This is a genomic window from Robbsia andropogonis, assembly GCF_034047095.1.
In the GTDB taxonomy this organism is placed as follows: domain Bacteria; phylum Pseudomonadota; class Gammaproteobacteria; order Burkholderiales; family Burkholderiaceae; genus Robbsia; species Robbsia andropogonis.
Genome location: NZ_CP139170.1, coordinates 217,361 through 243,329 on the forward strand (window position 1 = coordinate 217,361; position 25,969 = coordinate 243,329).

General features: G+C 55.8%; 18 protein-coding genes and 2 pseudogenes. 8 read left to right on the forward strand and 12 right to left on the reverse strand.

The window, feature by feature from the left end:
- Positions 1-8 precede the first annotated feature (8 nt).
- Positions 9-323 (reverse strand): annotated as a pseudogene (locus SJQ66_RS29715) (hypothetical protein); the annotation flags it as partial.
- Positions 324-352: 29 nt separating this feature from the next.
- Between SJQ66_RS29715 and SJQ66_RS14540 the strand changes: the two are divergent.
- The 3 genes from SJQ66_RS14540 to tnpC are packed head-to-tail and all read left to right on the forward strand — an operon-like array spanning position 353 to position 2,484.
- Complete coding sequence (locus tag SJQ66_RS14540) at positions 353-733, forward strand: transposase (RefSeq protein ID WP_320533794.1); 381 nt, start codon at positions 353-355, stop codon at positions 731-733.
- Positions 730-1,074: an IS66 family insertion sequence element accessory protein TnpB gene (gene tnpB / locus SJQ66_RS14545; RefSeq protein ID WP_046154715.1), complete on the forward strand. Its 345-nt coding sequence runs from the start codon at positions 730-732 to the stop codon at positions 1,072-1,074. Before SJQ66_RS14540 ends, tnpB begins: the two co-directional genes overlap by 4 nt.
- A 45-nt stretch (positions 1,075-1,119) precedes the next feature.
- Positions 1,120-2,484 (forward strand): IS66 family transposase, encoded by a 1,365-nt coding sequence (tnpC, locus tag SJQ66_RS14550; RefSeq protein WP_320534118.1) that lies wholly within the window; start codon positions 1,120-1,122, stop codon positions 2,482-2,484.
- On the opposite strand, the gene SJQ66_RS14555 is transcribed toward tnpC, so the two are convergent.
- Positions 2,464-4,542 (reverse strand): recombinase family protein, encoded by a 2,079-nt coding sequence (locus SJQ66_RS14555; protein ID WP_320533729.1) that lies wholly within the window; start codon positions 4,540-4,542, stop codon positions 2,464-2,466. The two genes, tnpC and SJQ66_RS14555, sit on opposite strands and share 21 nt — an antisense overlap.
- Entirely contained in the window at positions 4,532-4,732 is a 201-nt protein-coding gene (locus SJQ66_RS14560; RefSeq protein WP_320533730.1) for a hypothetical protein, read from the reverse strand. Before SJQ66_RS14560 ends, SJQ66_RS14555 begins: the two co-directional genes overlap by 11 nt.
- A gap of 306 nt (positions 4,733-5,038) precedes the next feature.
- On the opposite strand from SJQ66_RS14560, the pseudogene SJQ66_RS14565 reads away from it, so the two are divergent.
- A pseudogene (locus tag SJQ66_RS14565) lies at positions 5,039-5,263 on the forward strand (transposase domain-containing protein); the annotation flags it as partial.
- A gap of 306 nt (positions 5,264-5,569) precedes the next feature.
- On the opposite strand, the gene SJQ66_RS14570 reads toward SJQ66_RS14565, so the two are convergent.
- Positions 5,570-8,041, reverse strand: a complete 2,472-nt coding sequence (locus tag SJQ66_RS14570) for a UvrD-helicase domain-containing protein (RefSeq protein WP_320534930.1) — start codon at positions 8,039-8,041, stop codon at positions 5,570-5,572.
- Between the two features lie 932 nt (positions 8,042-8,973).
- On the opposite strand from SJQ66_RS14570, the gene SJQ66_RS14575 reads away from it, so the two are divergent.
- Positions 8,974-9,357, forward strand: a complete 384-nt coding sequence (locus tag SJQ66_RS14575; RefSeq protein WP_320534931.1) for a VOC family protein — start codon at positions 8,974-8,976, stop codon at positions 9,355-9,357.
- Positions 9,358-9,437: 80 nt separating this feature from the next.
- Here the strand turns inward: SJQ66_RS14575 and SJQ66_RS14580 are convergent, their stop codons facing one another.
- Positions 9,438-10,307, reverse strand: coding sequence for a PhzF family phenazine biosynthesis protein (locus tag SJQ66_RS14580; protein ID WP_046154284.1), 870 nt, complete (start codon positions 10,305-10,307; stop codon positions 9,438-9,440).
- 570 nt (positions 10,308-10,877) lie between these two features.
- On the opposite strand from SJQ66_RS14580, the gene SJQ66_RS14585 reads away from it, so the two are divergent.
- Positions 10,878-11,330: a GNAT family N-acetyltransferase gene (locus SJQ66_RS14585; RefSeq protein WP_046154285.1), complete on the forward strand. Its 453-nt coding sequence runs from the start codon at positions 10,878-10,880 to the stop codon at positions 11,328-11,330.
- A gap of 429 nt (positions 11,331-11,759) precedes the next feature.
- On the opposite strand, the gene SJQ66_RS14590 is transcribed toward SJQ66_RS14585, so the two are convergent.
- Positions 11,760-12,431 (reverse strand): NmrA family NAD(P)-binding protein, encoded by a 672-nt coding sequence (locus SJQ66_RS14590; RefSeq protein WP_201779181.1) that lies wholly within the window; start codon positions 12,429-12,431, stop codon positions 11,760-11,762.
- Between the two features lie 119 nt (positions 12,432-12,550).
- On the opposite strand from SJQ66_RS14590, the gene SJQ66_RS29720 reads away from it, so the two are divergent.
- Together SJQ66_RS29720 and SJQ66_RS14595 are read left to right on the forward strand one after the other, a co-directional pair.
- Positions 12,551-12,724, forward strand: a complete 174-nt coding sequence (locus SJQ66_RS29720) for a winged helix-turn-helix transcriptional regulator (protein WP_201779180.1) — start codon at positions 12,551-12,553, stop codon at positions 12,722-12,724.
- A 336-nt stretch (positions 12,725-13,060) separates the two neighbouring features.
- The gene (locus SJQ66_RS14595; RefSeq protein ID WP_320534932.1) at positions 13,061-14,401 is read left to right on the forward strand and encodes an energy transducer TonB; all 1,341 of its coding nucleotides are present in this window, start codon (positions 13,061-13,063) and stop codon (positions 14,399-14,401) included.
- A 212-nt stretch (positions 14,402-14,613) separates the two neighbouring features.
- Here the strand turns inward: SJQ66_RS14595 and cysC are convergent, their stop codons facing one another.
- The 6 genes from cysC to SJQ66_RS14625 all read right to left on the reverse strand — a co-directional run bounded on the left by cysC (position 14,614) and on the right by SJQ66_RS14625 (position 24,552).
- Complete coding sequence (cysC, locus tag SJQ66_RS14600) at positions 14,614-15,165, reverse strand: adenylyl-sulfate kinase (RefSeq protein ID WP_320534933.1); 552 nt, start codon at positions 15,163-15,165, stop codon at positions 14,614-14,616.
- Between the two features lie 60 nt (positions 15,166-15,225).
- Entirely contained in the window at positions 15,226-16,605 is a 1,380-nt protein-coding gene (locus tag SJQ66_RS14605) for a TolC family protein (protein WP_320534934.1), read from the reverse strand.
- A gap of 127 nt (positions 16,606-16,732) precedes the next feature.
- Complete coding sequence (locus tag SJQ66_RS14610; RefSeq protein WP_320534935.1) at positions 16,733-18,154, reverse strand: HlyD family type I secretion periplasmic adaptor subunit; 1,422 nt, start codon at positions 18,152-18,154, stop codon at positions 16,733-16,735.
- Positions 18,155-18,182: 28 nt separating this feature from the next.
- Positions 18,183-20,312, reverse strand: a complete 2,130-nt coding sequence (locus SJQ66_RS14615) for a type I secretion system permease/ATPase (protein ID WP_320534936.1) — start codon at positions 20,310-20,312, stop codon at positions 18,183-18,185.
- A 69-nt stretch (positions 20,313-20,381) separates the two neighbouring features.
- Complete coding sequence (locus tag SJQ66_RS14620) at positions 20,382-21,197, reverse strand: sulfotransferase family protein (protein ID WP_320534937.1); 816 nt, start codon at positions 21,195-21,197, stop codon at positions 20,382-20,384.
- A gap of 37 nt (positions 21,198-21,234) precedes the next feature.
- Entirely contained in the window at positions 21,235-24,552 is a 3,318-nt protein-coding gene (locus tag SJQ66_RS14625) for a beta strand repeat-containing protein (RefSeq protein ID WP_320534938.1), read from the reverse strand.
- Positions 24,553-25,969 lie beyond the last annotated feature (1,417 nt).

Sequence of the window (25,969 nt, forward strand, 5' to 3'; positions counted from 1 at the left end):
CTGTCCTGGCGACTGCCTTGCCCGCTGCGTGCGTTGGCTCCTTCACCGCTCTCACGCCAACGTCGCAATTGCTCCGGATATAAACCCCGACGGCGGCAATATTCGGCTAACTCCACCTCGGATAATGCCGAACATTCCAACACCGCGTTGAACTTGTCTCGCGAACGCCAGCCCTCGCTGTCGGTCGCGTTCACCGGTAGCAAGAGGCCACGCTCGCGCGCAGCTTTGCGCCTGTTGTAGATCGTCGCTTCACTAACCCCTTCTTCCCGCGAAACGTAAGCGTCCACCCAAGGCATCTTTCGTCGCGACATGAACGTGCTCATGCTGTCGGATTTTTCGACGGATGCAGACGATGGAAGGTAAGCAAGTGGTACCCGTGACGCCGCGCACTGCGCGACGCAGTTTCACCAAGGAATTCAAGCGAGAGCTTGTGCGCCAGTCCATGCTGCCGGAGGTTTCTCGTGCAGCTCTGGCCTTGGCCAACGGCGTCAACGCCAATCAACTGGCACGCTGGTGTCGCGAGCATCAGCGTGCCGACCACGTCACTTTCGTGCCCGTCGTCAGCGCCGCATCCACTGCTTTAGAATACGCTCGTGCTCCGCTAGCCACAGTTCCCCCGACTGAGCTCGAGTGGCTGCATGGCCATACCAGGATCGTCATTCGGGGGAACGTCGAGGTCGAGATTCTGCGCACGATCATCTCGCAAACCTTGGCATCAACAAGCGCCGCATGATCGGCCTACCTCCCGGCACGCAAGTGTGGCTGGTTGCCGGCGTGACCGATATGCGGCGTGGCTTCGACGGTTTGGCCGCTGTCGTGCAAACCAAACTTGCCAACAACCCGTACGGCGGCCAGGTGTTCGTCTTCCGAGGTCGGCGCGGCGACCGAATCAAGGTACTCTGGTGGGATGGACAGGGTCTGTGTTTGCTCTGCAAGCGCCTCGAACACGGTTACTTCGTCTGGCCGCAGGCCGATTCCGGTAGCGTGCATTTGAGCGCTGCGCAGTTGTCCATGTTGCTTGAAGGCATCGACTGGCGCCGACCACAGCGCACCGCCACACCCCGTGCGGCGTAGTCGTAGCAGTTGGTATACGGGGCCTGAAATGCGTAAACTGTCGCCATGGCCGAATCCCCTAACAGTGCGCTCCCCACCGAGGTCGTTGCGCTTCAGCGCATGGTCGCGGATCTGGCCGGCCAGGTGCGCAAACTCCAATCGAATCTGAGCGCACGCGAACTGCTCATCGAGCATTTACAGATTCAGATCGCGGCGCTTCGCCGCCAGATGTACGGCCGCAAGTCCGAGAAGCTGGAGACCGAGATCGGTCAGCTCGAGCTCAAGCTCGAGGAATTGCTGCTCGACAACGGGGAAGATCCGCCGCCCGCCACACCTGTCGAACAAGAACGTAAAAACCGCTCTCGCAAGCCGCTGCCGGAGGACCTGCCACGCGACACGCTCGAGCATCTGCCCTCAGGCGATGACTGCCCGGACTGTGGCGGTGCGCTCAAGCCAATCGGTGAGGATGTCGCCGAGCAGCTCGAGTACTTGCCCGGGAGCTGGCGTGTCATTCGACACGTGCGCCCCAAATTCAGTTGCGCATGCTGTCAGACACTCGTTCAAGCGAGCGCGCCGTCACGACCCATTGCCCGAGGGTTAGCCGGTCCCGGTTTGCTCGCACACGTCATGATCGGCAAATATGCCGATCACCTGCCGCTGTACCGACAGTCGCACATCTATGCACGTGACGGACTGGACTTAGATCGCTCGACGCTGAGTGAATGGGTCGGCGGTGTCACACGACTGCTGCGCCCATTGGTAGAGGCGCTGCGCCGATATGTAATGGCGGGGCCGAGCGTGCACGCTGATGACACGCCCGTGCCGATGCTGGCACCGGGCAAAGGCAAGACTGTCACGGGTCGGCTGTGGGCGTATGTGCGTGACGAACGCCCAGCGGGCTCGGCAAATGCCGCCGCATTATGGATGGCGTTCACGCCCGATCGTCGCGGCGAACATCCGCAACGACATCTCGGCGAGTTCAACGGCATCATCCACGCCGACGGATTTGTGGGATATGACGCGCTGTACGGCGACGCGCGAACGCAGGCGGCCTGCTGGGCGCATGCCAGACGCAAATTCTACGAACTCACGAAGTCGCATCCGTCACCGGCGGCAGGCGAAGCGGTGCGCCGCATCGCGGCACTGTATGCAATTGAAGAGCAGATCAGGGGGGAGCCGCCGGACAAGCGTTTGCAAGTGCGAACCGAACACAGCAAGCCGCTGCTCGATAGTATGCGAGCGTGGTTGGACTCGCTGATCCCAACGCTATCGACCAAATCGGCGCTCGCCGGTGCGATCCAGTACGCGCTCAATCGATGGGAGGCGTTGAACACGTTCGTGCAGGATGGCCGGGGCGAGATCGACAATAACGCCGTCGAACGCGCGTTGCGCGCCGTGGCAACGGGGCGTTCATTGTGCACCTCCTTCTGAAACCTGGATAAACATTGGGATCTGGCCTTCGACATCGTTGCGACACGGGCGATACTTGCGCGCCAGTGCTGCGGTAACCGCTTCGCTGTGCAGATCGATCGTCCGAATCTGCCATGGGGCATCAGGCACGACCTGCTCGGCAGGCAGAATCCGATCGTTGATCAAACGCCGGATCATGTAGTGAGTGACACCAAGCTCCTTCGCTGCCTCAGACATCGTCAGCCAGTCGCCATCCTTATCTGCCGACTTGTAGGCGTGGATATCGCGGACATGCCGTACAGAGCTGACACGATGTGCGGTCCAGGTCTTGCCCTGTCCTGTGCGTATTCCCATGCGGTTCAGTGATGCAGCAATGTCCTCGTCGGACCATCGGGTTACCATGCTGCGAATAACCGCGAGCGCTTCGTCTGACGTACTGCAGCCATGCTCGCCAGTTCGCGGCCTGCGAATCCGTAGCCGGGAATGTTGACCGCCTTGCCAGTGGATCGTCAGAATGATTTCGCGTGTAGCCTCGTCGACGTCGGCAACGATATCGACGATGAGCGCGCGAACAAGCTGTTGACGTGTGCGCATGGCGACGCTCGGTGCATTCCACGCAGCATGAAGATCTTCGGCGAGCTTCGTAAAGTCAGGCAGGGGAGCCTGCGCCTTTGGTGCAGTCACCGTCTCCACGCGCGTCTGGCAGGCCTGTACACGACGTAATGCCGCTTCCCAGTTCTTCTCCAGCTGCGCGGCAATCAGGCGGTTCTCGGGATCACAGGCGGCGTAGCGCCGCTCAGCCAGCGTGGCCTCGTACTGGGCCTGCTGCAGTTCGAGTTCCACGATCTGTTGCTGCTCGTTCAGGGTATCCATGTGCATTTGCTCAGCCTGTTGTGCCGCTTCGATCGCCAATGGCTCCACGACGCGCAGAAGCTCCTTGCTGACAGTCGCATCGATACGGGAACCACCGAACCTCATACATCGCGCTGACGTGTCGAAGCGGTCACACCGGTACACGGCCTGCGGGATACGTCCAGCGTAGGCCACCGACAGGCGACGTCCACAGCGTGCGCAGGCAAGCAGGCCAGCGAGCAGCGCGCGGCCACCACGACCGGATTTTACGTCGCCCGCCTTGCCGTAAGCATTTGTCGCGAGCTTCTTCTGGTTGCGTTCAAACTCCGCCCAGTCGATGTAGCCTTCGTGGTGTTCCCGGAGCATGACGTCCCAGTTCTCAAACGGCTTGCGGTGCTTGTAGCTCTTGCGTGCCCGGCCTTCGACGATCGTCATCTGCTTGCCGCTCTTGCCATACGCGTAGACACCAGCATAGAACGGATTCTTGAGCACCGAAATCACGTTACGGTAGCGTATTGGAGTCCAGTCGACCCGCGTCAGCGTCCGGCCGTCAGAGGGGCGCGGGAAGTGGACCTGTTCAGCGTTCATCGACAGCAGAACCTGCCGCGCGCTGCCCAGTTGCCGGAAACGAGTAAAAATCAGGCGTATGACTTCCTGCAACCGTGCGTCTGGATCGAAACCCAGACCAACATCACGATGCCAGATATAGCCGACCGGCACGCTGATACGTAATTCACCACGGTGTGCCTTCTCTCGTTTGGCGTCGTGCATGCGCGTTCGAAGCACGTTGAGTTCGAATTCGCTGATGCTGCCCTTCATGCCAAGTAATAGCCGGTCATTTGCCCGGCAAGGATCGTACACACCGTCAAGGTCGATTACCCGCGCTTGAACGAGACCACAGAGCTCGAGCAGATGATGCCAGTCGCGTCCATTGCGGGCAAGGCGTGAGGCGTCCAGGCAAAGCACTGCGCCGACATCGCCTGCACACAATAACGCGACCAGACGATCAAAGCCCGGTCTCGCAACTGTGCCGCTCGCCGAGCGTCCCTGGTCGTCGTCGATGACTTCGACGTCGCGAAATCCATGTCGCTTTGCTTCCTGCACGAGGTCATACTGCCGGCGCCGGCTCTCGAGGTTCAGTTGGACCTGCGTTCGGCTGGACTGTCGGACATAAACTACCGCCTTGCGTTTAAGAAGATCTGCGGGCAAACGATCATCATTCGTCATCGTTACGCCCCTTCGCAGTCGGGATGCCCGCCGCCTGCATCAACAGGCATGCGAGATGCCTGAGCGTGTTTGCCCGTTGCACCGCGTTCATCCCCTGAAGCTCGACCGCGTCGAACATCAGGTTCATCTGGGGCGGCATCGACCGCGATAACTGTTGACCTGCTGGAACGACGTTTGGCAGATTGCCCATTGCGTTTCTCCCGGACGTTGGTGGAACCGTCCGGAGAGTTTCCCCGCAAATGCAGATCGACCAGCAATTGATGCAGATTATGCAGTGTCGCTACGGTAACTCTCGGTTCGCCGAGAACCATCGCTGAACAAATCGCGGCATCGAGCATCCATCCCGCGATCATCCTGATTACACCGGGGTCCGCCTCCACATGGACGACCTGACCTCCGCCGCGACGCTCGATGTCTTTAACCTTGACGCGACGCCCATACAGCGGATGCCAACGATAATGAATCTCGACTTCCTGCCCGATATGGGCAGAATGAACGGGAAATTGCGCTGGGCCGCAAGAATTATCTATTTGCTGGCTCGGAGTCAGGGGGCGACAGGGCTGCTGCCATGTACAGCCTGATCGGTACGGCCAAACTGAACGGCATCGAGCCCGAAGCGTATCTGCGCGAAGTGCTCACGCGCATAGCCGACCACCCGGTGAATCAGATCGACGATCTGCTGCCGTGGAACATCGCTTCCAGCAAACTCCACGAGGCTTAAAAAGCTTATTGAAGTGCCCATTTATTTTTTAAATGGGCACTACCGGCATGCCGCCAATCGATACCCGGCCACATGAAATACGCGGCTGACAAGATGCCTTCGGTCGACGCTTACCGCGAAACGTCAACAACGCTACGATTATGTGGCGCCAACAGCTTCTTCAGAATCGCTTCCTTGCGCTCTTCGGAGTACTTCATTGGATTCTTCAGTCTGCCCACTGTTAGGGGTCACACTGCTGGCGCTCAGGTCAAATGTCGCTGCCCGATGCATGCATGGCCAGATGTCAAGCCCTTGCTGTTGGCTTGCCTAAACCTTCTCCATTGACCCCACTTGTTTTGCGAGCGAGATGACGTCCGCCACAGTTACTTGAGTCGAATAATTAGACCGACGTGGAAGACGCTCGAACACCCCCTCGCTCTTGGGCTCTGCAAACCAGATGCAAAACTGCTTTGCGCGCGTGATACCGACATATGCGAGGCGCAACGCCTCGTCCTGTTGGGCCAAATCATAGGCCCGTTCACGTCCGTGAGCGCTGCCGACAAGTTCTGCTTTGAGATATACGCTATTACGCAGCACGTTGCGACCAACGTAGCGTATTTCCCCGAGCAAAATGACGTAGTCCGCTTCGAGTCCTTTACTTTGATGCAGGGTTGTCACCAGCAAATCACGTTCGCTGACCGCGCGGAACACATCCCGCACAGCCTTCGCCGTTGCATCAAGCTTTGCGCGACTCAAAACGAACACGCGCTCACCTTTCTTTTTCCCCTGCAGCAGCATGCGAACGACGCGCACGACGTCGTCGCTTTTGAACTCGGTCACCTGGCAAACGGGGATTGGCAAGTTCTTGTATCGCGATTCTGCCTCTCCGTTCAATTTGCCCTCCAGCCTTTCCCGCAGGTCTACTAGCGCGGCCTCTGCAGCGCGAATGATGTTTGCTGACGAACGAAAGTTCTGATTGAGCTGCAACGCTTGCCTCGGAGAGCCACGGAAATATTTGTGGAAATCCATAAAAAATTTCGGCGAGCTGCCGCGCCATCCGTAGATTGATTGCCAATCGTCCCCCACTGCTATCAATGTTGGCTGAATTGCGTCCCCAGACTTCTTCCATAACCTCGTCTGCGCGGCCGTCACGAACTTGACGATTGCTGGCGAGATATCTTGGAATTCGTCGATGAGCAAATGCTGTATAGGGGAGAGGTCAGCGGCATCCATTTCCCCAAGCACGTCTTGCTCGTCGGCGAGGGCCTTGAAAATCTGGTTGAATGTCCAGACTCTTCGAGCCCCCAGCGCCTCGTAGAAAGACGAATAATATTCAGCACAGGCGCGCCCGAACTGCTCCTCAACCGAGCCTTTCGCAAGTAGATGAAGCTGGTCGAGCGTGCACGGGTCAACGGCAAGATTTTCGGCAAACTGCCCAAACGTGAAGAGCGCGTAAAACACGGGGAGCAGCTTACGTTCGCCAGGAATGCGAATTTTGAATTTCGGGGCGACGTTCGTCTCTGGCAATGCCGCCCAATGGAGTTGCTTCTTCAGTGCCGTCAAGTCCTTCTCGTCCGTGACGTACCGGATTTTCTGCTCACATTGCGCCAAGAGCAGAGCCTGCTTGTTCTTCGAGGCTTGAAAGTTTTTAACTAGGGTGGTGCCTCCGAACCCGTTCACCTTGTTACTTATCTCGCTATGCACGCCGAGTACAACATAGGTATCAACTGAGGCAATGTACCCGTGAGCCGCATATTGGCCGTTCTCAGCAATAAGAGGACGGCGCTCGTCTGGTGAATTAAGCTCTCGAACGCCCGGCAAAGGCCACAATCCGCGCCGGCGCCAATCGGCTTCTACATATGCAGACCACTGTTCATCCCGGCGAAGAATTTGACGTTCAAAACGAATAGCTTCCAAGGCATCTTTGTCGTCCTTCGCGATTGGCGGTGATAAAAAAGATGCCTTCAATAGCTCCCTCACAACAAGACGAAACGAATTGCTCTGCGAGAAGCGAGTCGTATAAGCGTCATGAAGCAACCGCAACTGGATGCGTGACAAATTGCCAGGCATAAGGCTGTCAACATCGTTCGCACGAAACTCTTCTTCGCTGAGTAGGTCGTCGCTGGGCGGAGCTACATCGGAAGTAGGGATGGTGGCTTCCGCGCTATTTTTTGCCGCAGGTATCTCGTCCTTCAGAAACTCGAAAACAGCGACGTCGCGGCCTCTTTTTGCCCGGAACAACTGCAAAGCTTTCGAATGAAAGGTTCGAACGGAAGCTTCTGCCTCTTTCAACGTTATTGGCGTTGGCCAAAACTGAGACTCTTCAATGAGTTTCTCGATAAAGTCGCGACGTGATTTCCGCGTAAACGTGAAGACGGTGATGTGACGCAACTGAACGTTCAGGTAGTTGGTCGCCAATAAGAAACGATTGACGAGGGACGTCGACTTGCCCGAACCGGCGCCTGCCAGTACGGGCAACGCAGCTCGTGTCGAGAAAATCAGCCTCAATTGATTGTCTGTTGGGCCAATGAGCTTGCTGCTACCAGGCTCCTTTTCCCGGTACATATGTTCCCGAGCATTTCTCTGCGTGCTAGCTTTAATTTCGAATGCGTCGCCGGCATAGACATCCTTGACGGTCACGACGGCGGAAGTTGGCGCTGACTTCGGCTGCTGCGGCTTCATAGCGAGGGACTGTTGCACGGGCTCGGGCGTCCGCGTAACATCTTTGCTCTCTCTCGTTCTTGCGAGGCCAAGAAAAGCTAAAACGTTAGCCCAGAGTTGCAGGAACCAATGCATCATCGACAAACCTCGTAGAACTGGCGACCCGGCAACCGACCGTTGCAGCATTCGAGTTTTAAAGTCGCCTTGTTTTTTGAATTCATGCGGGCCACCCCGTGCAAAGTCCTCAAACGGAAGCGCGCGAGACTTAGACTGTCCCGACTCGACGCATACGTGGAGTACTTGCATTTGTTTGTTGCCCCCTGGGCCCAGACGGAAGCGGGGTATTGAGATTCCGTCGAGCAGACCGAGGATATCTCAATATTGTGAGGGCGACATACCGATTGCTGGAAACGATGTTTCGCGTGCATTTCGCATACTCCGTGTCAGCTCTTGCGCGTCCTGATTTTTCTAGCGCGCCCGTCATAATCAGTGCAGATTTAGAGACTGAGACCTCACGCTAGTTGAGAGCGTGCTTTCCTCTTTCAACGTCACGGAGTTGGCCCGATACGAGTTATCGCACAGATAATTCCGCGGGCCGCACGCTTGACAAGCGGGGGCATTTCTGATTAAAGCTCAGGTGCGGTTCAGCCGAACCGTGGGTGAGTTGCTCCCGCCAGCGCACGCAGCGGATAACCCAGCGCACCCTGCCATTGGTACTGCGACAAGCCTTCTCGCAGGAGCTGCTTAGACCAAAAATCATCGTTCTACTTTGGCGCACGGTTCGCGATGGTCGACTGATTCTTGTCGACAATGACTTGCTGATTGCCAGATGGAATGACTCGCAGGATTGGATTGGCATGCGCGCGGAAAGGCCGTGTTCCAACCGCCGTCGAGGCCATGATGGCACTCGTGATGAACATCGTTCGGAGTGCCGTCGTCTCTGGCGATTGGAATGCTTCCGAGTGTGTAGATGCTTAAAGATGCTGACCTTACTTTGACGTAAAGAGCTTGGTTTTTTGCCCGAGGTGACGGCAACGCCGGCCTCGTTACCAGTTGCTAAGGAGTGTGACGTGGAACTAATCGACCATCTTGACCACCTTGTCTTAACATGCGTAAACGTGAACGCGACAAAGCACTTTTACAGTGAAGTGATGCAGATGCAGCTTCAGACGTTTGGTGAAGGGAGAATAGCGTTTCGCTTTGGGAATCAAAAAATCAATATTCACGTCAAGGGCTTGGAATTTGAACCCAAAGCGCACTTGCCTGTTCCCGGCGCGATGGACTTGTGCTTTATTGCAAAGGTACCGCTCGATGAGGTCATTTCCCATCTTCAAACGGTCGGCTGGCCTATCCTGCAAGGCCCCGTCGACCGGACTGGGGCTACCCAAAAAATACGCTCAGTCTACATTCGCGACCCAGACCTCAATCTGATTGAAATTTCGGAACTCGTTTGACTTTTCACAAGCTAATCTGCCTGTTTATGTCAGACGTTGGGTACCCGCGCGGCCAAGTATACACTCGTGAATACCGCACCTTAATCCAAGGCGCGAACCGCGCCCGACACCCGTATGCTTGCACCTGCTTCCGGGGAGATTTCTACATGGAGGCGGCTACGCATCCCCATGTCCTCTCCCTGGATGATATCGACGGTGCCCTCGTGCAGCCATCCTGCATCCCGTAGATAGCCCGCCAGGGCCGCGGCTGCCGCGCCGGTCGCGGGATCTTCGTACACACCGCCTGCCGCAAAGGGATTGCGAGCGTGAAACAGCCGCTGGTGCTCGGCGTGCACCAGCGCGATCGTGGCAAGTCCGTGAGCAAGCATCAGTTCGCGACCAATATCAAGGTCATAGTGCATTTCAGACAGACGGGCGCGCTCGGTCAGCGCAAGCACGAGGTGCTTTGCTCCACCATACGCAATAGCAGGCGGCAGGCGCGTGTCCAGTTCTCCTTGCGTATAGCCAAACAGCGCCAGTGCATTGCATAAGAGATCCGGCGGTGCCGGCTCACTGTGGGTTGGCGGAGACTGTAAAGCTGCGAACAATGCCGCACCGTCACAACGCGCCTCGACCGTGATTTCCGCTTGGTTGAGGTGTAGGTGAAATAGCCCATCTCCTACACGCCGAGCAAGTGCGGCTCCCAGTGCGATGGTTGCATGTCCACAGAAGGGAACCTCGATTTCGGGAGCGAAATAGCGTACCCGCCAGGCACCGGCGAGCGGCGCCGCGAATGCCGTTTCGGAATAGCCGACCTCCGCTGCGATTGCCAGCATGGTGTCGGCATCTGGCAGCGCCTCGCAAATCACTACACCAGCGGGATTGCCTCCTGCATCGCCATCGGCGAACGAGGCCAGTCTTTCGACAGGGAAAAGGCTGAATGGCGCAACAGTGTGTTCTGTCTTGGTCATTGGTTGGCGAGCAAGGGGTAAATGAACGTCTGACGGACGGTCGAATCTTATTCCATGCGATTCTCGCATTTTAGTATCGACGGCGCGCGACGATGCGAAGCCCAAACGCAGGGCGGCGGTCTTGAACCAATCCGCTATGTCCTACGCGGATCGTTGCGTTCCGCTGTCCGAGTGATTTTGAACCCGCGTTGAATATGAAAAATACAACTTCTTCCGGCCAGCTCCTTCTCATCCCAGAAACTTAAGGGGCATCCGAGAATGACTATTTGCCGAAGGCAAACTCAACGACAACTGGAACGCTCGATGACGGCGTTAGGTTGCCACTGTTGCTCAAATGTCTGGTAGGTTTCCGGGGTAAGCGACGCATGACGGTCAATCTAAGGCGCCATAATTGTCCGCTAGGCAGTGAGAGGGTGCTTGTTCGTTAGTCGGCGCTTGAGCAGACAATCTATGAATATCTGCTGGATGTCCGCATGCCGAATTTTTACAAAACGATTACGAAATCGAGCAAAATACTCGTCAAGGGCGAAGCTCCCGTTAGCACTTTTCAGAGGAATCAAAGGCTTTATTATGAATGTTCATCCATTGGTTCGATCCGCGGATATCGGCGACGCTATGTCAATTCAGTCACTATATCGGCAGTTGGTGGACGACGAAAAGGTGAATGTTTCTGAGCAACAACTCCAAGAAATCGGTGATGACAGTCGTGCGCAATTATTTGTCTGCGAGGTCGACGATACCGTCTGTGGAACGGTACTTGTATCTCTATGCTTGGATGTGATGTATGGGCAGCAGCCGTTCGCAGTAGTCGAGAACTTCGTCGTAGATACCGCCTGCCGTGGACGAGGAATTGGTCGAACGCTTTTCCGTGAAGCAGAGAATTTTTGCCGGACCCGTAATGCCTCAAAAATTATGTTGCTCAGTTCGATTTCCCGCGAGAGCGCGCATCGGTTCTTCGAGGGCGTCGGGTTTCGTACGGATTTCAAACGCGGTTTTGTGAAATACCGCAGCCAATTTGACTGAGAAAAATTGTTGAAGACATAATTTTCTAGCGTTCATATGTTCTCTGTCGCCTGGACAAGGCGGCCTTTGCTGGCTACCGTTGGCAACGTTGGCATTTCAGTTCAGCGTGCTGATCGACATTGATCAACCGACATGGCTAGTACGCGACGGCTGTTAAGCGACCGGCGCAACCTCGGCTTGAGTGATCGTTGACCACCACGTCATACACTGCTCGTTATAGGTGAGAGTGGACAAACGCCTCATCTTGCGGCCCCCCATCGATAACTGCTACGAGTGCCTAATGCTAATAGCGCTTGGTAGAGTTATGCAGTGCGGTATTTACTCGCGACTCGTCCTTTACGCCGTCCGACCTATTAAGTTGCCTCCACCACAGCAAAGAATCTTGCGCTTGCAACGCCGCTTGCTAACTTAAATTGCGCCATCACGCGATCATCGTTTGTTTTGTCTGAGCCAAGTCGGCACATCTGTAACGGCGATATTTTCCGCAGCGTTAAAGGTGCACGCCATGTCCCACGCAACCCCGGTATCTCGCGCAAAAGCTAAGCGATATTTGCACATGCCATCTCCCGGTCGCTCTGCCACCTGCGCGCGCAGCGATTTGAAATCCCATAGGACACGGTCCGTGCGACGTCCCAGGTGGACATCTACCATGTCGGCGAGTTCGGCGTAAGAAACGGTGTGCCCAGCGACGTACACTATCGTGTCATTCAGGCTGGGTTGATGCGCAAGGATGGCGGCTATCATACAGCCGATGTCTTTGGGAACCGTCACTGTATCCCAACTGCCGAGCGCGCGAACGCTACCGGCCTCGAAGTCCACCACGCCAAAGGAAGGCTCAAACAAGAAGCTGGTGAACATCCCGGTTGATGCGCTGATCCAGCGAGTACTTGATTGGGCGCGAAGCATGTCACGCACGTCGGCTTGTTCGTCAAAGACATCTTGTCCACTATCGCGGACGACGATGTCATAATCGACGCCGAACTGCCACGGCACATATCGCGCAACGCCGGCATTTAAAACGGCAGCTGTAATCTTTCGCTGCGTTCCTGGCCCGCCGACAAAGCCCGTGCAACAGATGACGGTCGAAAATGCAGAAAAAATGGTACTGAGGTTTTTTCGGTTTCCGCAGCTAGATCCGCTTGGACAATGCCTAAATCCATGGCCCGCAACGTTGCTGCCTTAGAGTCGGTTGCATCATCTGCTTTTGGACGAAGGATGGGTTGATCGTCCGGAACGATCGCCGCGAAGTACCGCCAAGGGTAGACTACACGTTGACTGATTTGGGTCGCGGTCTACTGGTGGGTATGGTGCCACTTTGGTTATGGGTTATTGACAATGCCTCAACGTTCAGAAACGCGCGGAAGTTTTTTGATGCGTGTACTGACGAAGGATGACCTCGATGTCGCTGAAATCAGCGAGTGGCCCTTGGCCAGATCTTGGTCGCCGAAGTGGAGTTTGATGTACGCATCGATCGATTTACGATTTGTTAGTTGGAGGCGCAACGCCGGTAAAGACCGTTTCGTAACACGAGATTCAAGCCGTTGCTGCACTGAATACTCGGCCACGCAAAACACTTGGCTGGAAAACACCCGCTGAAGTGCTGGACCAATATCTAAAGTCTGCTCAATAATCTAGTGTTGCGACGGCCGGTTCAATCTACCTAGTGATCTTAGAAAGCCGGACAAGCTGCCCCAAAAATTACAAGCGGAAGTTGAACGATGGAAGCAGCGATGAAAACCACAATCAAAATTGCATCGGCGTTAACGGTAAATGTCAATAACAGCACTATCGATCTCATGCCGCAATGCATGCCGACAACATGCCATCCGAATGTGCCGCTGCATATCAACATCGCTCGAACGCTGCTGCTTCTCGCGTGCTGCATTGGTGCGCACACTGCGCGGGCTGACAACGCTCCGACATCTTCTTATGTACCTGCGCAGAACATTCCGTGCATCTACGGCTGGTCCGCCGCCGATCTGAAATCGGCGCAGTCGTTTACCGGACGCGAGCGTCGTCCAGACGTCGCCGTTCGTGCATCGGTCGATGTGCATGGCCAAGTTAGCGGCGTCGTCGTCGAACAGTCGTCAGGCAATCCCGAGTTGGACAATCTCGCACTTCAGGCGTCGCGACGTGCCGAGTGTAGGCCCTATGCCGATGCGAGCGGCAACCTGGTGGCGGTCGAGACCAATTTCGTTTTCGGGCTGCCGCAAGCTCGCGTCATCCACCTGCCCGCCGAACCGAGCATAGCAACCGCTGCCAGCAATGCACCCACAACTGGCGGCCTCACCGCAGTAATGCCGTCGCTGCTGGCCGTAGCCGTGCCGCTCGAATTGGGCCATCCACTCGATACTGCAGGGCTGAGCAGGTTCGGCATTGCGCCTGATTCGCCGAAGGCAAAGATGTTCACCGCCTTATCTGAAAAAATCGCCACGGACCAGGACATTAAGGCTTTTCTCTCCGATGGCGATCCGGCCAAGGCCCGAGCCTCCGCCTTCACACGTGTGCTGGCGTTGCTAGACGGAATGGCGCGGATCTCCCCAGCCGATCGAGAGCAACTGGCGAGTTTGACAACCCGCGCATTGGATAATGCGCCGCCCGATTGCGGCGGCTTCAAGATTCTACCGGCCGTCACGTCGCACTATCTGTCGCTAGCCGACGAAAGCGAGGACGAACTGCGTAGACAGTTGCAAGCAATGTTCGATCTGATCAAGCAGTCGACTCAAACAGACTCGCCGCCGCAGATCACGCCTGGTCAACTTTTGCAGGGCGAACTTGCCATCTCGGCGTCAATTGCGCGGGCATTGCAGCGCGAGCCCGCCGAGACCGAAAATCTCGGCAAGCTTCTTGCAGGAAGGCAGGCGGAACTGTCGTCCGACGAATGGTGCACGGCTGTGCGTTTTTACCAGCATGCAGTCGACGCGACACCGCAGCCATGGCGTGATTGGGTCATGCTCAGCGAACTGAACAGGCTGCGTCGCGTCATGGCGGTGGTGACCGCCGCCGTGAAGAACGCGTCGGCACAGAAAGCAATGCCCTCATTAGTTCCCGCGCCGCAGGTTTTGCACTAGGCGGAACTAGTACGACAACGCGTGCGGCCAAACATTCTACGGGCCTGTAAGGCCGCTGGCCAGAACACCTTGATCGAAGTGCATTGCGCGAGTTAGGAAACGCTGGAGACCGTTAGGACCATCCAGTCTAGCGCTGATCGCATGGGATCCTTATGCGGGCAAGGTGCTCGCTAGCACCGTGGCGCCAGCGAGCCACTAAACCGGCCGCGGTATTAGCGGGAGCTCGCCACTACCCTATTCGATGCCCCAATCAGTTCGAGCGCTACATTAACGGATTCTTCAATCGATAACACGCTGGAATCGAACGTCAGATCAGGCGCGAGCGGCACTTCATAAACGTCGCCAATACCAGTTAAATTTGTGATCTCGCCCGCGCGTGCTTTTCTATATAGCCCTTTAGGATCACGGGCTTCGCACACAGTCAGGGATGTGGACATAAAAGTCTCGACAAACCGTTCTTCTCCTATTACGTGACGCGCCGTCGTGCGGTCAGCGCGGTAGGGTGAAATCAGCGCAGCGATCGCCATAACGCCATGGTCGTTGAGTTCTCGACACCGCATTGCTACACGGCGCGCGTTTTCGCTGCGATCCTGCGCAGAGAAACCAAGGTCGCGGAAAAGAGTCTGCCGGATGACGTCGCCGTCTAGCACCTCGCAGTCGAGACCGCGCGCGGTGAGCGCCTCCGCAAGCGCAAAAGCGAGCGTCGTCTTGCCCGCAGCGCTAAGGCCCGTCAGCCAGATCGTGCAAGGAGCGTGCTTCGTCATCTTATTCTCTTGGAAAAAGTGCCCGCCATGGTTGCCACCGTTGTAACTAGACTGTATGAATTAGTGTGTGGCGCCAGATCTGTCATCCAGGATATTCCACATTCCAAGTTTCCCGAGATTCGCTGCGAGTTGAAGACGTGCCGAACGCCAGTCTGTGAGCGACTGGATCCGTTGCCGCTTCGCCGCTGCCAATGCTGACTGGGCATTGAGCAGTTCCAGGATGTTTCCAACGCCCCCCTGATATCGCCGCTGCGCGGCTGTATAGGATCGATCGGCGACGTCGAGCAACATCGCGATGTTTTTGAGGTTGCTTGTCGACGCCTGCAATGTTTGATAACTGGTCCAGACATCAAGCGCAACCTTCTCGCGCACTTCATCCAGGGTTGCCCGCTGCAGTTCGGTCTGGGCTTCAGCTTGCCTGATCTGGTAGGTGCGCTCAAATCCTTCGAAGATTGGAATGGTTACCTGAAAGCCGACATACCATTCGTGACCGGTAGCAGGAAACTGTGGAATGCCAACAGCAAGAGTTGTCGGTTGGTTATTCTGGCTATATTTCGCGACAAAACTGAGAGATGGAAGACCGGCATCGCGGGTTTGATCGACCTTAGCGACGGCAGCCTCGACCTGCGCCTCCGCTGCTACCACGTCAGGGTGCGATTGCTTCGCGACGTCGATCAGCTCATCCACCGACTCACTGAACTCGTTGTCCGGCTTCACTCCTTCGCCCACGTCCGGAAGAGTGATAGCAATGTTCGGATCCAGGCCCATGTCAGAAGCAAGGGTTCCCAGCGCGGACTCCCATGTGCTCTGTGCTTTTGTTCGGTCGATAACAGCCTGCGCCCATGAAGTTCGCGCCTGCAACTCATCACTGATGGATGCAACCCCTTTGTCTACGCGAGCTGTTGCGGCGTTAAGGCTATCCTGCGACGTCTTTTCGATTGCTTGGCTCGCAACGTACGCGCCTTGAGCCGCCTGCGCTGCGTAGTAGTCTTTCGCTACGCTTGCGAACGCTGTCTCCAGCGCTGACTCCTGACTGGCTTTGGCTGCTGCCAGCAAAGCCGTCGCGCTTTTCAGCGCCGCCGCACGACTTCCGAAATCATATAACACCCAGGTCAGCGAGATGCTATCTGTCTTGAGCAGATTCCGGTAGTCGGAGCTGTACTGCGGGAGCCCGGTTACGTTTGTCACCGTGTCGTCGCGCATGCCCTGCCAGCTCCCTGACACCGTAGGCAGATAGGCGGAGCGTCCGAGGCCAACGCCAGCGGCCTCGATCTTGACCTGTGCCCACGCTTCGCGGGTTTTGGGGTCGTTACAAAGGCGACGCTCAACAGCGTCCTGCAGCGGTAGCGGGTTAGGTAGCGGAGCAAATACGCAGATGCCGACGCCGCTATCGCCCAGCATCGATCCTGACGCCGTTTTACTGACAGCGTTGTCTGTCATTAATGGATCAAACGCGGCAGCCGGCATGGGTATGGCTGACGCGCCCAAAAGTGCAACCAGAAAGGTTACGACGTAGAGTACTCGGTGAACGCGTTTTGCAGCCTGAATCTGCCTTGCGCCCTTATTCCTACCGCTCACGCAGACTCTCCTGGCTAGTGCGGATGACCGGGTCAAGGAAGTAGTGTGCGACGCTTTGCTTGCCGGTCTTTATTTCGGTCGTAACCTCCATGCCTGGTGTCAGATTGATCCATTGCCCGTTTGCAAGAATCCGGTTTGTCGGCAGGCGAACATGAGCAACAAACGTTAGGCCCAGTTTCTTGTCTTGCACGGCGTCGTTCGAGACTGCGACGACTTTGCCTGTCAAATAGCCAAAGCGCGTATAAGGGAACGCTTCAATTTTGACAATTGCCGTCTGGCCGACCTTCACGAAGCCGATATCCTTGTTCTCAACGTCGGCCTCGACCTCGACCGTATCATTCGGCACGATCTCCATGACAGACTGGGCAGCAGTGGCGACGCCGCCGAGCGTGTGAATAGCGAGCTGCTGGACCGTACCGTCCACCGGGGAGGTAAGGCTCATGAGCTTTTGGCGGGTGTCCGCTTTGGTCTCGTCATTGCGGCTCTGATCCAGCTGCTGTGTCGCCTTGTCGAGCGTGTCCAACTGCTCGCTACGGAACTGGGATGTCGTCGATGCTATGTCCGCTCGTTGTTCCGCAATGCCTTCCGCAAGCTCATGAGCATGGCTTTGCTGGGCAGCAAGCTCATGCTCCTTATCGAGTGCCGCCTGCTCTTTGTCGAGATAGTCGGTTTGCGCCACGTATTTATTGGCGACAAGCGCCTTGTACTGGTTCGCCTGCTGACGTGCGAGCGGTGCCGTTGCCATAAGTCTTGCGATTTCCTGATGCGACTCATCGAGTTCAGCCTCCTGCTTGAGCAGTTCGGCCTGCGCGCTATTCAGCTTGTCCCGATACGCGTGATAAAGACTCTCGGCGTAGTGCTGCGCATCCTGCTGCTCGGCCATTGAAGCTCCATCGACGAGCCGGACGTGAGGCGGTTGCCCCGTCGAGGAAGCGGAGAGCAACGATCGCGAACGCTCCGCCGCCAACGCTGCTTCAATTTTTGACAGACGCGCCTTGTCAGAGTCGGCCGCGGCCTGCGTAGGATCCAACTGCATAAGCAGATCACCCGCATGCACCCGCTGACCGTCGCGAACAAGGATGTCCTTGACCACGCCCGTAATCGCAGGCTGGATCACCTTGACACGCACATTGGGCAGGAGCTTTCCCTTCGCGACCGCAACGATATCGAGCTGGCCAAGCGTGGCAATCAAAACGATAAGAAAAACGAGAACGACGATGATCCGCATCGACCACATCGGAGCCGGATGCACGGGGCTTTCGATCAACTCCAGGTTAGCGGGCAGAAATGCCCGCTCGTGAGAAAGACGGGGCTGCGCGTCGAGTTGGTGGCGTATCGACCAAGCGGTCCGCAAGACGGCGCCGTAGCGCCGCATCAGGTCTCCAAACGCCTGCACTGCAATGGAACTCATGGTGCTTCCCGCTGAATCGACCTATGGTTTAGTTGTTCTGCAGAGAGATCAGATGGGCGTAATAGCCTCGCAACTCGATCAGCTCTTCGTGTCGCCCGCGCTCGACGATCTTTCCCTTGTCCATGGCCACGATGTGGTCGGCGTGGCGAACAGACGTGAGCCTATGTGCAATGATGATGACCGTGCGGCCCTGGCACATTGCACGCATGTTGTTTTGGATGATTCGCTCGGTTTCAAAGTCGAGCGCGCTGGTCGCTTCGTCGAAAATCAGGATGCGGGGATTGCTTACAAGCGCTCGCGCTATCGCAATGCGCTGCCTCTGGCCACCCGACAAGTTCGATCCGTGCTCGCCCACGACCGTGTCGTAGCCTTCAGGCATTTCTGAGATAAAGTCATGGGCGCCCGCGAGCCGCGCTGCATGCATGACCGCTTCTAGCGGAATGCCGGGATCGGTGACCGCAATGTTTTCCCGGATCGAGCGGTTGAAAAGCAGATTTTCCTGAAGCACTACGCCGATCTGTCGGCGCAGCCATGCGGGGTCCGCTAGCGCGAGGTCGATACCATCGATACGCACCCGTCCTTGCTGAGGCAGATATAGACGCTGGAGAAGCTTGGTCAGCGTGCTTTTGCCGGAACCCGAGCGACCAACGATACCCACGACCTGGCCCGCACGGATATCCAGCGACACATCGTTGAGGATCGTCATGCCGTCGGGACGATAGCGAAAGACGATGTTCTGGAAGCTGATCTCGCCTTTTAATGCCGGCAGGGCCTGACGGCTCTGCGGCAACTCGGTGCGACTATTGAGAATGTCGCCCAGTCGGCCCATCGAGATACCGATCTGCTGAAAGTCCTGCCACATTTGCGCCAATCGGAGGACAGGAGCGGCGACGCGCTGAGACATCATGTTGAAGGCTATCAGTTCACCGACCGAGAGCTTCCCGTCGATAACCAGCTTCGCCCCAAAGAATAGCGTGAGAAGGGTTACCACCTTGCCAACCAGTTGGATAAGCTGCTGTCCGACATTTCCCAACTCACTCGCCCGGAAGCCCGCGGCGACATAAGCGGCGAGCTGATTATCCCAGCGGCGGGTGAACTGTGGCTCGACAGCCATCGCTTTGACCGTCTCTGCCCCGGAAATGGTTTCGACCAGAAACGACTGGTTATCTGCTCCACGCGAGAATTTCTCGTTCAGGCGCCGACGCAGCACTGGCATTAGCGCTCTGGATATCGTTGCATATACGGGTAATGAGATGACGACGATCAGTGTCAGCCGGACGCTGTAGACGCACATGACCGATAGGAAGATAAACGAAAAGAACAGGTCGATCACCGCGGTAAGCGCCTGTCCGGTCAGGAAGCTACGTATGTTTTCCAGTTCCCGTACACGTGCGACGGTATCGCCGACACGGCGCGATCCGAAGTAGTCGAGGGGAAGTGCTAATAAATGCCGAAAAAGACGTGCACCCAGTTCAACGTCGATGCGATTCGCTGTGTGCGAAAACGTGTAATTGCGTAGTCCTGTCAGCAAAATCTCAAATATCGAACTGATGAGCAGTGCGATACACACGACATTCAGCGTATTGAATGCACGATTGACAAGAACCTTGTCCATCACGACTTGGAACATCAGCGGCGACACGATGCCGAACAGTTGGATGACTGCGGATACCAGCATGACTTCGAGCAGCAGGCGTCGGTACTTGACCACCGCAGGGATGAACCAAGAGAAGTCAAAGCGCGCGAGTTCGCCTGCCAGAGACGCGCGCGAAGCAAAGAGCAACATCTGCCCCTCACAGCGCGCAATTACCTCGGCAGGCGAAGTCGTTGTCGTCGCGTTAGACCCGTTTTCCAGGACCAGCGCCCGTTCTGTGGTGCAACCCGCAATAATGAAATGATGCCCCGTCGAGTCCAGCGCCAGTGCGGGAAACGGCGTTCGTGATAGACGGTCCACCGACACTCTGGCCTTTCTGGTCTTCAGGCCCAGTGACCGGGCAGAGAGTGTCAGCTGACTATCGCTTAATACGCTGGAGTTGACGCCGGCGGCATGCCGTAACTGGCCCGCATCGGCGGCAATACCGTGAAATCGCGCTATCAGCACGAGCGCCGCGAGCCCCGGGTCGCTGTCCTGGACAGCTTGTTGTGTGTTGTCGGACATACAGGCCCGTGGTTATTTCTAGGTGACGCTAATGTAAGGAAAGCTGACCAAATTTCCTGCAAGATTCGCTTACAGGGTCGTGACGCTGCGGGTATTCAATTCAGCTTTCGTCCAGAAGGTGGTTCCGGCGTACTTCGCGAAGAGATCAGGCGGGATGCACGGTTTCCGATCCTGGTACTCAACTTTCTGCCTGACTTTGTGCATACCCGGCATGCCAAGCAGCGCATCGTAGTCAGGCTCGTCGTAGGCGACGTTGTTGATGTCGTGCGCGTACCATGGCTCCCGGATTTCCTCGTACAGCCGACGAAGCGTCCGCTCTGGCTGACGAACCAGGGATTCGTATGGGACGATAACAAGACGTGCCGCCTCGGGGCTAAACCATGCTTCCCGTAATGTGGTCCAGGGGAGGCCAATAAGGCCAGTCTCGGAGTTCATCAATGACTCGGCGCGAGAGTAGACGGACGCTCCGGGCTGAAAGTTGAAAACGCGCGAGAGCTGCAACGGATTTTTGGTGAGCATAAGCTCAATACTGTCGATGATCCAGCCCACTTCGCGCACGCAACATATAATTCTTGATTGAGGATAAAGTTCGCGCAACAGCGCTGCGCGACCAGTCCACGACCGATTGGTGTCGAATACGACGTGCTCTTGATCCGCCTGGCAATAGTACGAATCAAATAGGCCGCGCAACATGCCGGCACGCTTCTTATCATCGAAGAACACACTGAACTCGCCTCCGCACATCTTCCTGTGCAATGCGTTGCACAGCGAAGCGACGGGGCTCGTCATCGCTGCCATGAAGCGGGGGTTCTGGCGCAAAAGCGCGCACAGTAACGTGGATCCCGAGCGGGGAAGGCCCGAGATCAGATGCAATCCGGTAACCATGGGGTTCCCTTTCCTCTATAGCGTTCGCGATCCACGATCAGTGGGCACTGGCCGCCAGTTCCAAGTGCGTGTGGCTGTGACTGTCGTGCGTCAAGTTGGTCCCCCCCGATGATTGTGGGTTGAACGATGCCATTCCCGCGATCAGTTGATTGAGCTGATGATCGACCTTCACATCACGCGCCCGTAAGTCCGAAGATGCCGGTACGGTGCTGGCGCCATTGCCAATGGCCTGCGAAACAGCGCTACTGCTGGACAATCCATAGATCGACTGAATGCTTGAGATATCGGTGCTATCTAGAGTCTGGTTACTCGACGTCAGGTCGTAATACATGATCGAGGCCTGGTCCGAGTCATCCGCCAAACCAAGCGCATGCCCGATTTCGTGAAGCAATACCTGCTCCAGCGTTGCATCGGTGCCGCTGTACGTCAGTTGCCCATTGGTATCTGCGACCAGCGCATCCTGGCCCGGATCCTCGACCTGGATGGTGGCCGACGACAGGAGACCGCTGTTATCGGTATAACTTGTGTAGCCGGCGACGCCCGACGTGGACGTGTTGAGTTCACCGAACGTGATCTGGATGTCAGCAGGTGTGTTGCCCGACACTTCCTCGAAGGTCAGTCCCGAGGCAGCCGCCCAGGTCGCGAACGCCTGCTGCACCTCGGCATCGTATTGACTGCTCACGTCCGCGCCGAGGCTCCACGTGACCGCGTTGCCAGACCATTTGTCGCCCGACGTTACGGCTGTGCCGATACCCGAAGTCGCGGCCTCAGCGGCGACTACCTGCGCCTGATGCTGAGCCGCCTCGGCAGCGGCAGCGCCCTTTGCGTTATCTTTACTCAGGTCGTACTGTGCGATATAGCCGATATCGCTGCCAAGCGCGGCCTTGACGATCGATTGACTGCCGGCAAACCCATAGCTACCGTAATAACCTCCGGAAGAATCACCGTCATCTCCGCTATCTCCGTCGTCCCCGCTGATGCTGTCGTCTTCTCCGCTTACGCCATCGTCCTGACCACTGATCGTCAGATCGTCGTCAGAAGCGTCGATGGTCTCGTCATTGCCAGTGATGTCGACGCGATCGCCGCTGCCGAGACCCACAGAATTGTCGTTGCCCGTGAGTCGGAAATCGACATCGTTCGAGGTGTCGACAGTGTCCTGTGTCGCGTCGATGTCGTATCCATTGCCACTTTGCAGCCCGAGGTAGCTACCCGGTGCCAGACCAATAGCGTCATCACTGCCGGTCAGGTTAAACGTGACATCGTCTGCGGTATCGATCGTCGCGTCCGTTGCCTCGATGGCTTCGCCAGTTCCGCTCTGCAGCCCCAAATAGCTACCCGGCGCCAGACCAATAGCGTCATCACTGCCGGTCAGGTTAAACGTGACATCGTCTGCGGTATCGATCGTCGCGTCCGTTGCCTCGATGGCTTCGCCGGTGCCGCTCTGCAGCCCCAGATAGCTACCCGGTGCCAGCCCGATGGCGTCATCACTACCGGTAAGGTTAAACGTGACATTGTCCGCTGTATCGATCGTTGCGTCCGTTGCCTCGACGGCCTCCCCAGTGCCGCTTTGAAGCCCAACGTAGCTGCCGGGCGCCAGCCCGATGGCGTCATCACTGCCGGTGAGGTTAAACGTGACATTGTCCGCGGTATCGATCGTTGCGCCATTGGCTTGGAGAAGCGAACCGAGCCCGCCTTGTAGTCCTACGTAGCTGCCTGCGCCTAAGGTAACGTTGTTGTCGTCTCCAGTGAGATTAAACGTCACGTCGGCCGCTGCATTTATAACGAGATTCGATGCGAGGACGTCAGAACCTAACCCTGCTGAGAGAGCTAACGTGCTATCGCTACCATTGGACGAAATGCCATTATCTGAGCCGGTTATGTCGATGCTATCGTTACTGCCAATGTCGACACTGTCATTACTGCCGGTCAGATCGACTGACGAGCCGTCAGCAATTGTAATCGCGGCTCCTGTCGCACTGATATTGTCGCCGTCGCCGGAGAGTGAGAGAGTGTCTCCTGTGCTGGCGACGATAGTATCATCGGATCCAATAATGGTGACGTCGCTTCCCGCTGACAATGTGATAGTCGCGTTACTGAGATCAATCACATCATCAGACGCTACGGTGACAACATCGTCTGTTCCTGATATTGTCGCTTGACTATCTGGACTCAAGTCTATATTGCTATCCGTCGCTGTGACCGCATCGCCTGTCCCTGCAATATCTAGCGTGCTTCCGGTACCGACGGTAGCAACGTCGTCGTTGCCTGTCATTGAAAGGACTGTATTAACGCCTGCTGTTACTGCGTTTTGTGACCCTACCGCTGACAGAGTAGCCGCGTTAGAGCTGGACGCGTCAATTACGTCTCCGTTTCCGGTGGCGGCGATGCTTGTGCTTGAATTGGCGGATACGTCGATGGTGTTGTAACTTCCGTTGATCGTGTTACTTTGTCCGGAGATAAGGAGACTGGAATCGGTAGCGTTTATGACATTTCCGCTTCCTGCTGTTGTCAGCGAGCTTCCGCTACCTGCCGATACATTGTTGCCATTGCCTACGAGGGAAATGTTTGCGGCTGAACTACCTATGTCGGATGAACTAGATGACGGTGCTGTAACGACCGAATTATCGTTGCCCTCAATGAGCGACGGAGCTGAAACTCCACCAGACACAATAATGTCCTGGCCGTTGCCATCTGTAATGACCTCGGCGACGTTATTATCGGTAAGGTTTGTCGAAATGCTTATTCCAATATTGTCATCATCGTTTTGCTGGGCGATGTCCCACATGGTTGATGCATTGTTTGCATCGACGATAAAATTGGACTGACTTAAAGTTATTGGAGTGATATTACCGCTTGAGTCTGCAGTCAGTCCTAATTGTGACACCGTGGAAGATATAGTATTTGCAATCGTTGCGCGGTCGAATCCAGCCCCAGCTGCAGTTAGGATAAAACCGACCGCGTCGAGAGCTTGCCCAATAGTGAAGGTAATACCACCAGCAATAGGATTGACCTTTGATTCACTCAATCCTAATATACTGACACCCTGTGATAACAAGGTCACTACATCGCCAGTGATTGCCACGGTGGCACTTTTGAAGTCCGTAGCGCTCATCGAATTAAGGTTACGGGCCAGATTCACTAAATTTTCCGCTAGAGCATATCCGGCGAACGCTGCGCCCTGGCCGATGACTTCACCCGTTGCAGCCGCTGCGGCGTTTGCAACCGCCGCGTTGTAAGCGTCTTGATAAAAAGTTGACCCTGGATGGGCATTTAAGTCCGCCTGTGCAGCCGGAACAGCGCCAAGCGAATCTAGCCCAGCTATGGTGTATCCCGCAATTGTAAGAGTAGATGCCACACGTATTTCCTAAAAGAGATAGTTTTTACTTGCAGTACGCGCCGCTGATAAGAAACGGAATTGTTAGGCAAAGTATTATGCCCAATAAAAATGTATAAAATACGAATTTTGATACAACTCGAACATTATTAATGCGGTCATATTTTCCGTATGCTTTCATTAAAGATATTACGGAAAAAACTATTGATGCAGCAATCACAACTGAACAAGTTAGGACTAAAAGAGCGCCTTCTTTTGGTGGGATAGTGTGTATGTTGTATTTTATTTTTGTCCAGCACGTAGATAAATCAACTGCCAAGAATAAAAAAAAATTAAAAATCATTGAAAAGATAAATATTATTTTTTTCAACTTAAACCTCAAGATGAAGCGGGAATTATTGGATTTCTGATTTGGGAGAATAACTCGTATGCTTTATATTTCATAACATTACATATTACGAATAATTACGTAATAGTAAAAAATATTAATGTAATTTTTTTGCAAGTTTAGGGCAACAGAACGGCTAACCGACTTAGCCGTCTTTGATGCTCCATCACGATTCTTAACGAGTTGCGCTATGCCTGCTCTGGCTGACAGCTTGAAATTTGATAGACGGTTGAATGCTATGCGGATGACGTCATCTGCCATTGTGAAAGCGAAGCGGCGTCTCGGTCGTTACTGGCTGATCGTAAAGCTCGTATCGCGTGGTGTCAGTTAGAGTTGCATCCGGAGAAAACTCAGCTCGTATATTTCGTCTATGCGACTCGAGGTCGTGACTTTGTGATTGACTACTTTTCCGAGAACTCCCACAAGGCATAACGGCCAACGGAGCCGCGCATGACTCGCGCAGCGAGCCACTCAACGCCGTTAGAGAAAAAACCGAAACCGTCCTTTTAAAGCGCTCTTACCCTGTCTCGAAACGACTGACCTGCCCCGGGCATTAGTCTCTAACGGTAATCCCCCTGCGCAGGGTGACTGTACCCGCCAGGCACCGGTGAGTGGCATCGCGAATGCCTTTTTGGAATAGCCTACCTCTGCTGCAATTGCCTACATGGTGTCAGCATCTGGTAGCGCCTCGCGAATCAATACACCAGGGGATTGCCTCCTGCATTGCCATCAGCGAACGAGGCTAGTCTTTCGACCGGGAAAAGGCTGACCGGCGCAACAGTGTGTTCTGTCGTTGTCATTTGTTGGCTAGCAAGTGGTAAATGAGCGAGTGACGGGTAGCCGAATCCTATTCCAGGCGATTCTCGCATTTTCGCATCGACTGCGCGCGACGATGCGAAGCCCAAACACGGGGCAGCGGTCGTGAACCAATCCGCTATCTTCTACGCGAATCGTTGCGTTCGGCTGTCCGAGTGATTTGCAACCTGCCTTGAACACGAAAAATACAACCCCCTTCCAGCCCGCACCTTCTTATCGCTGAAACCTAAGTGC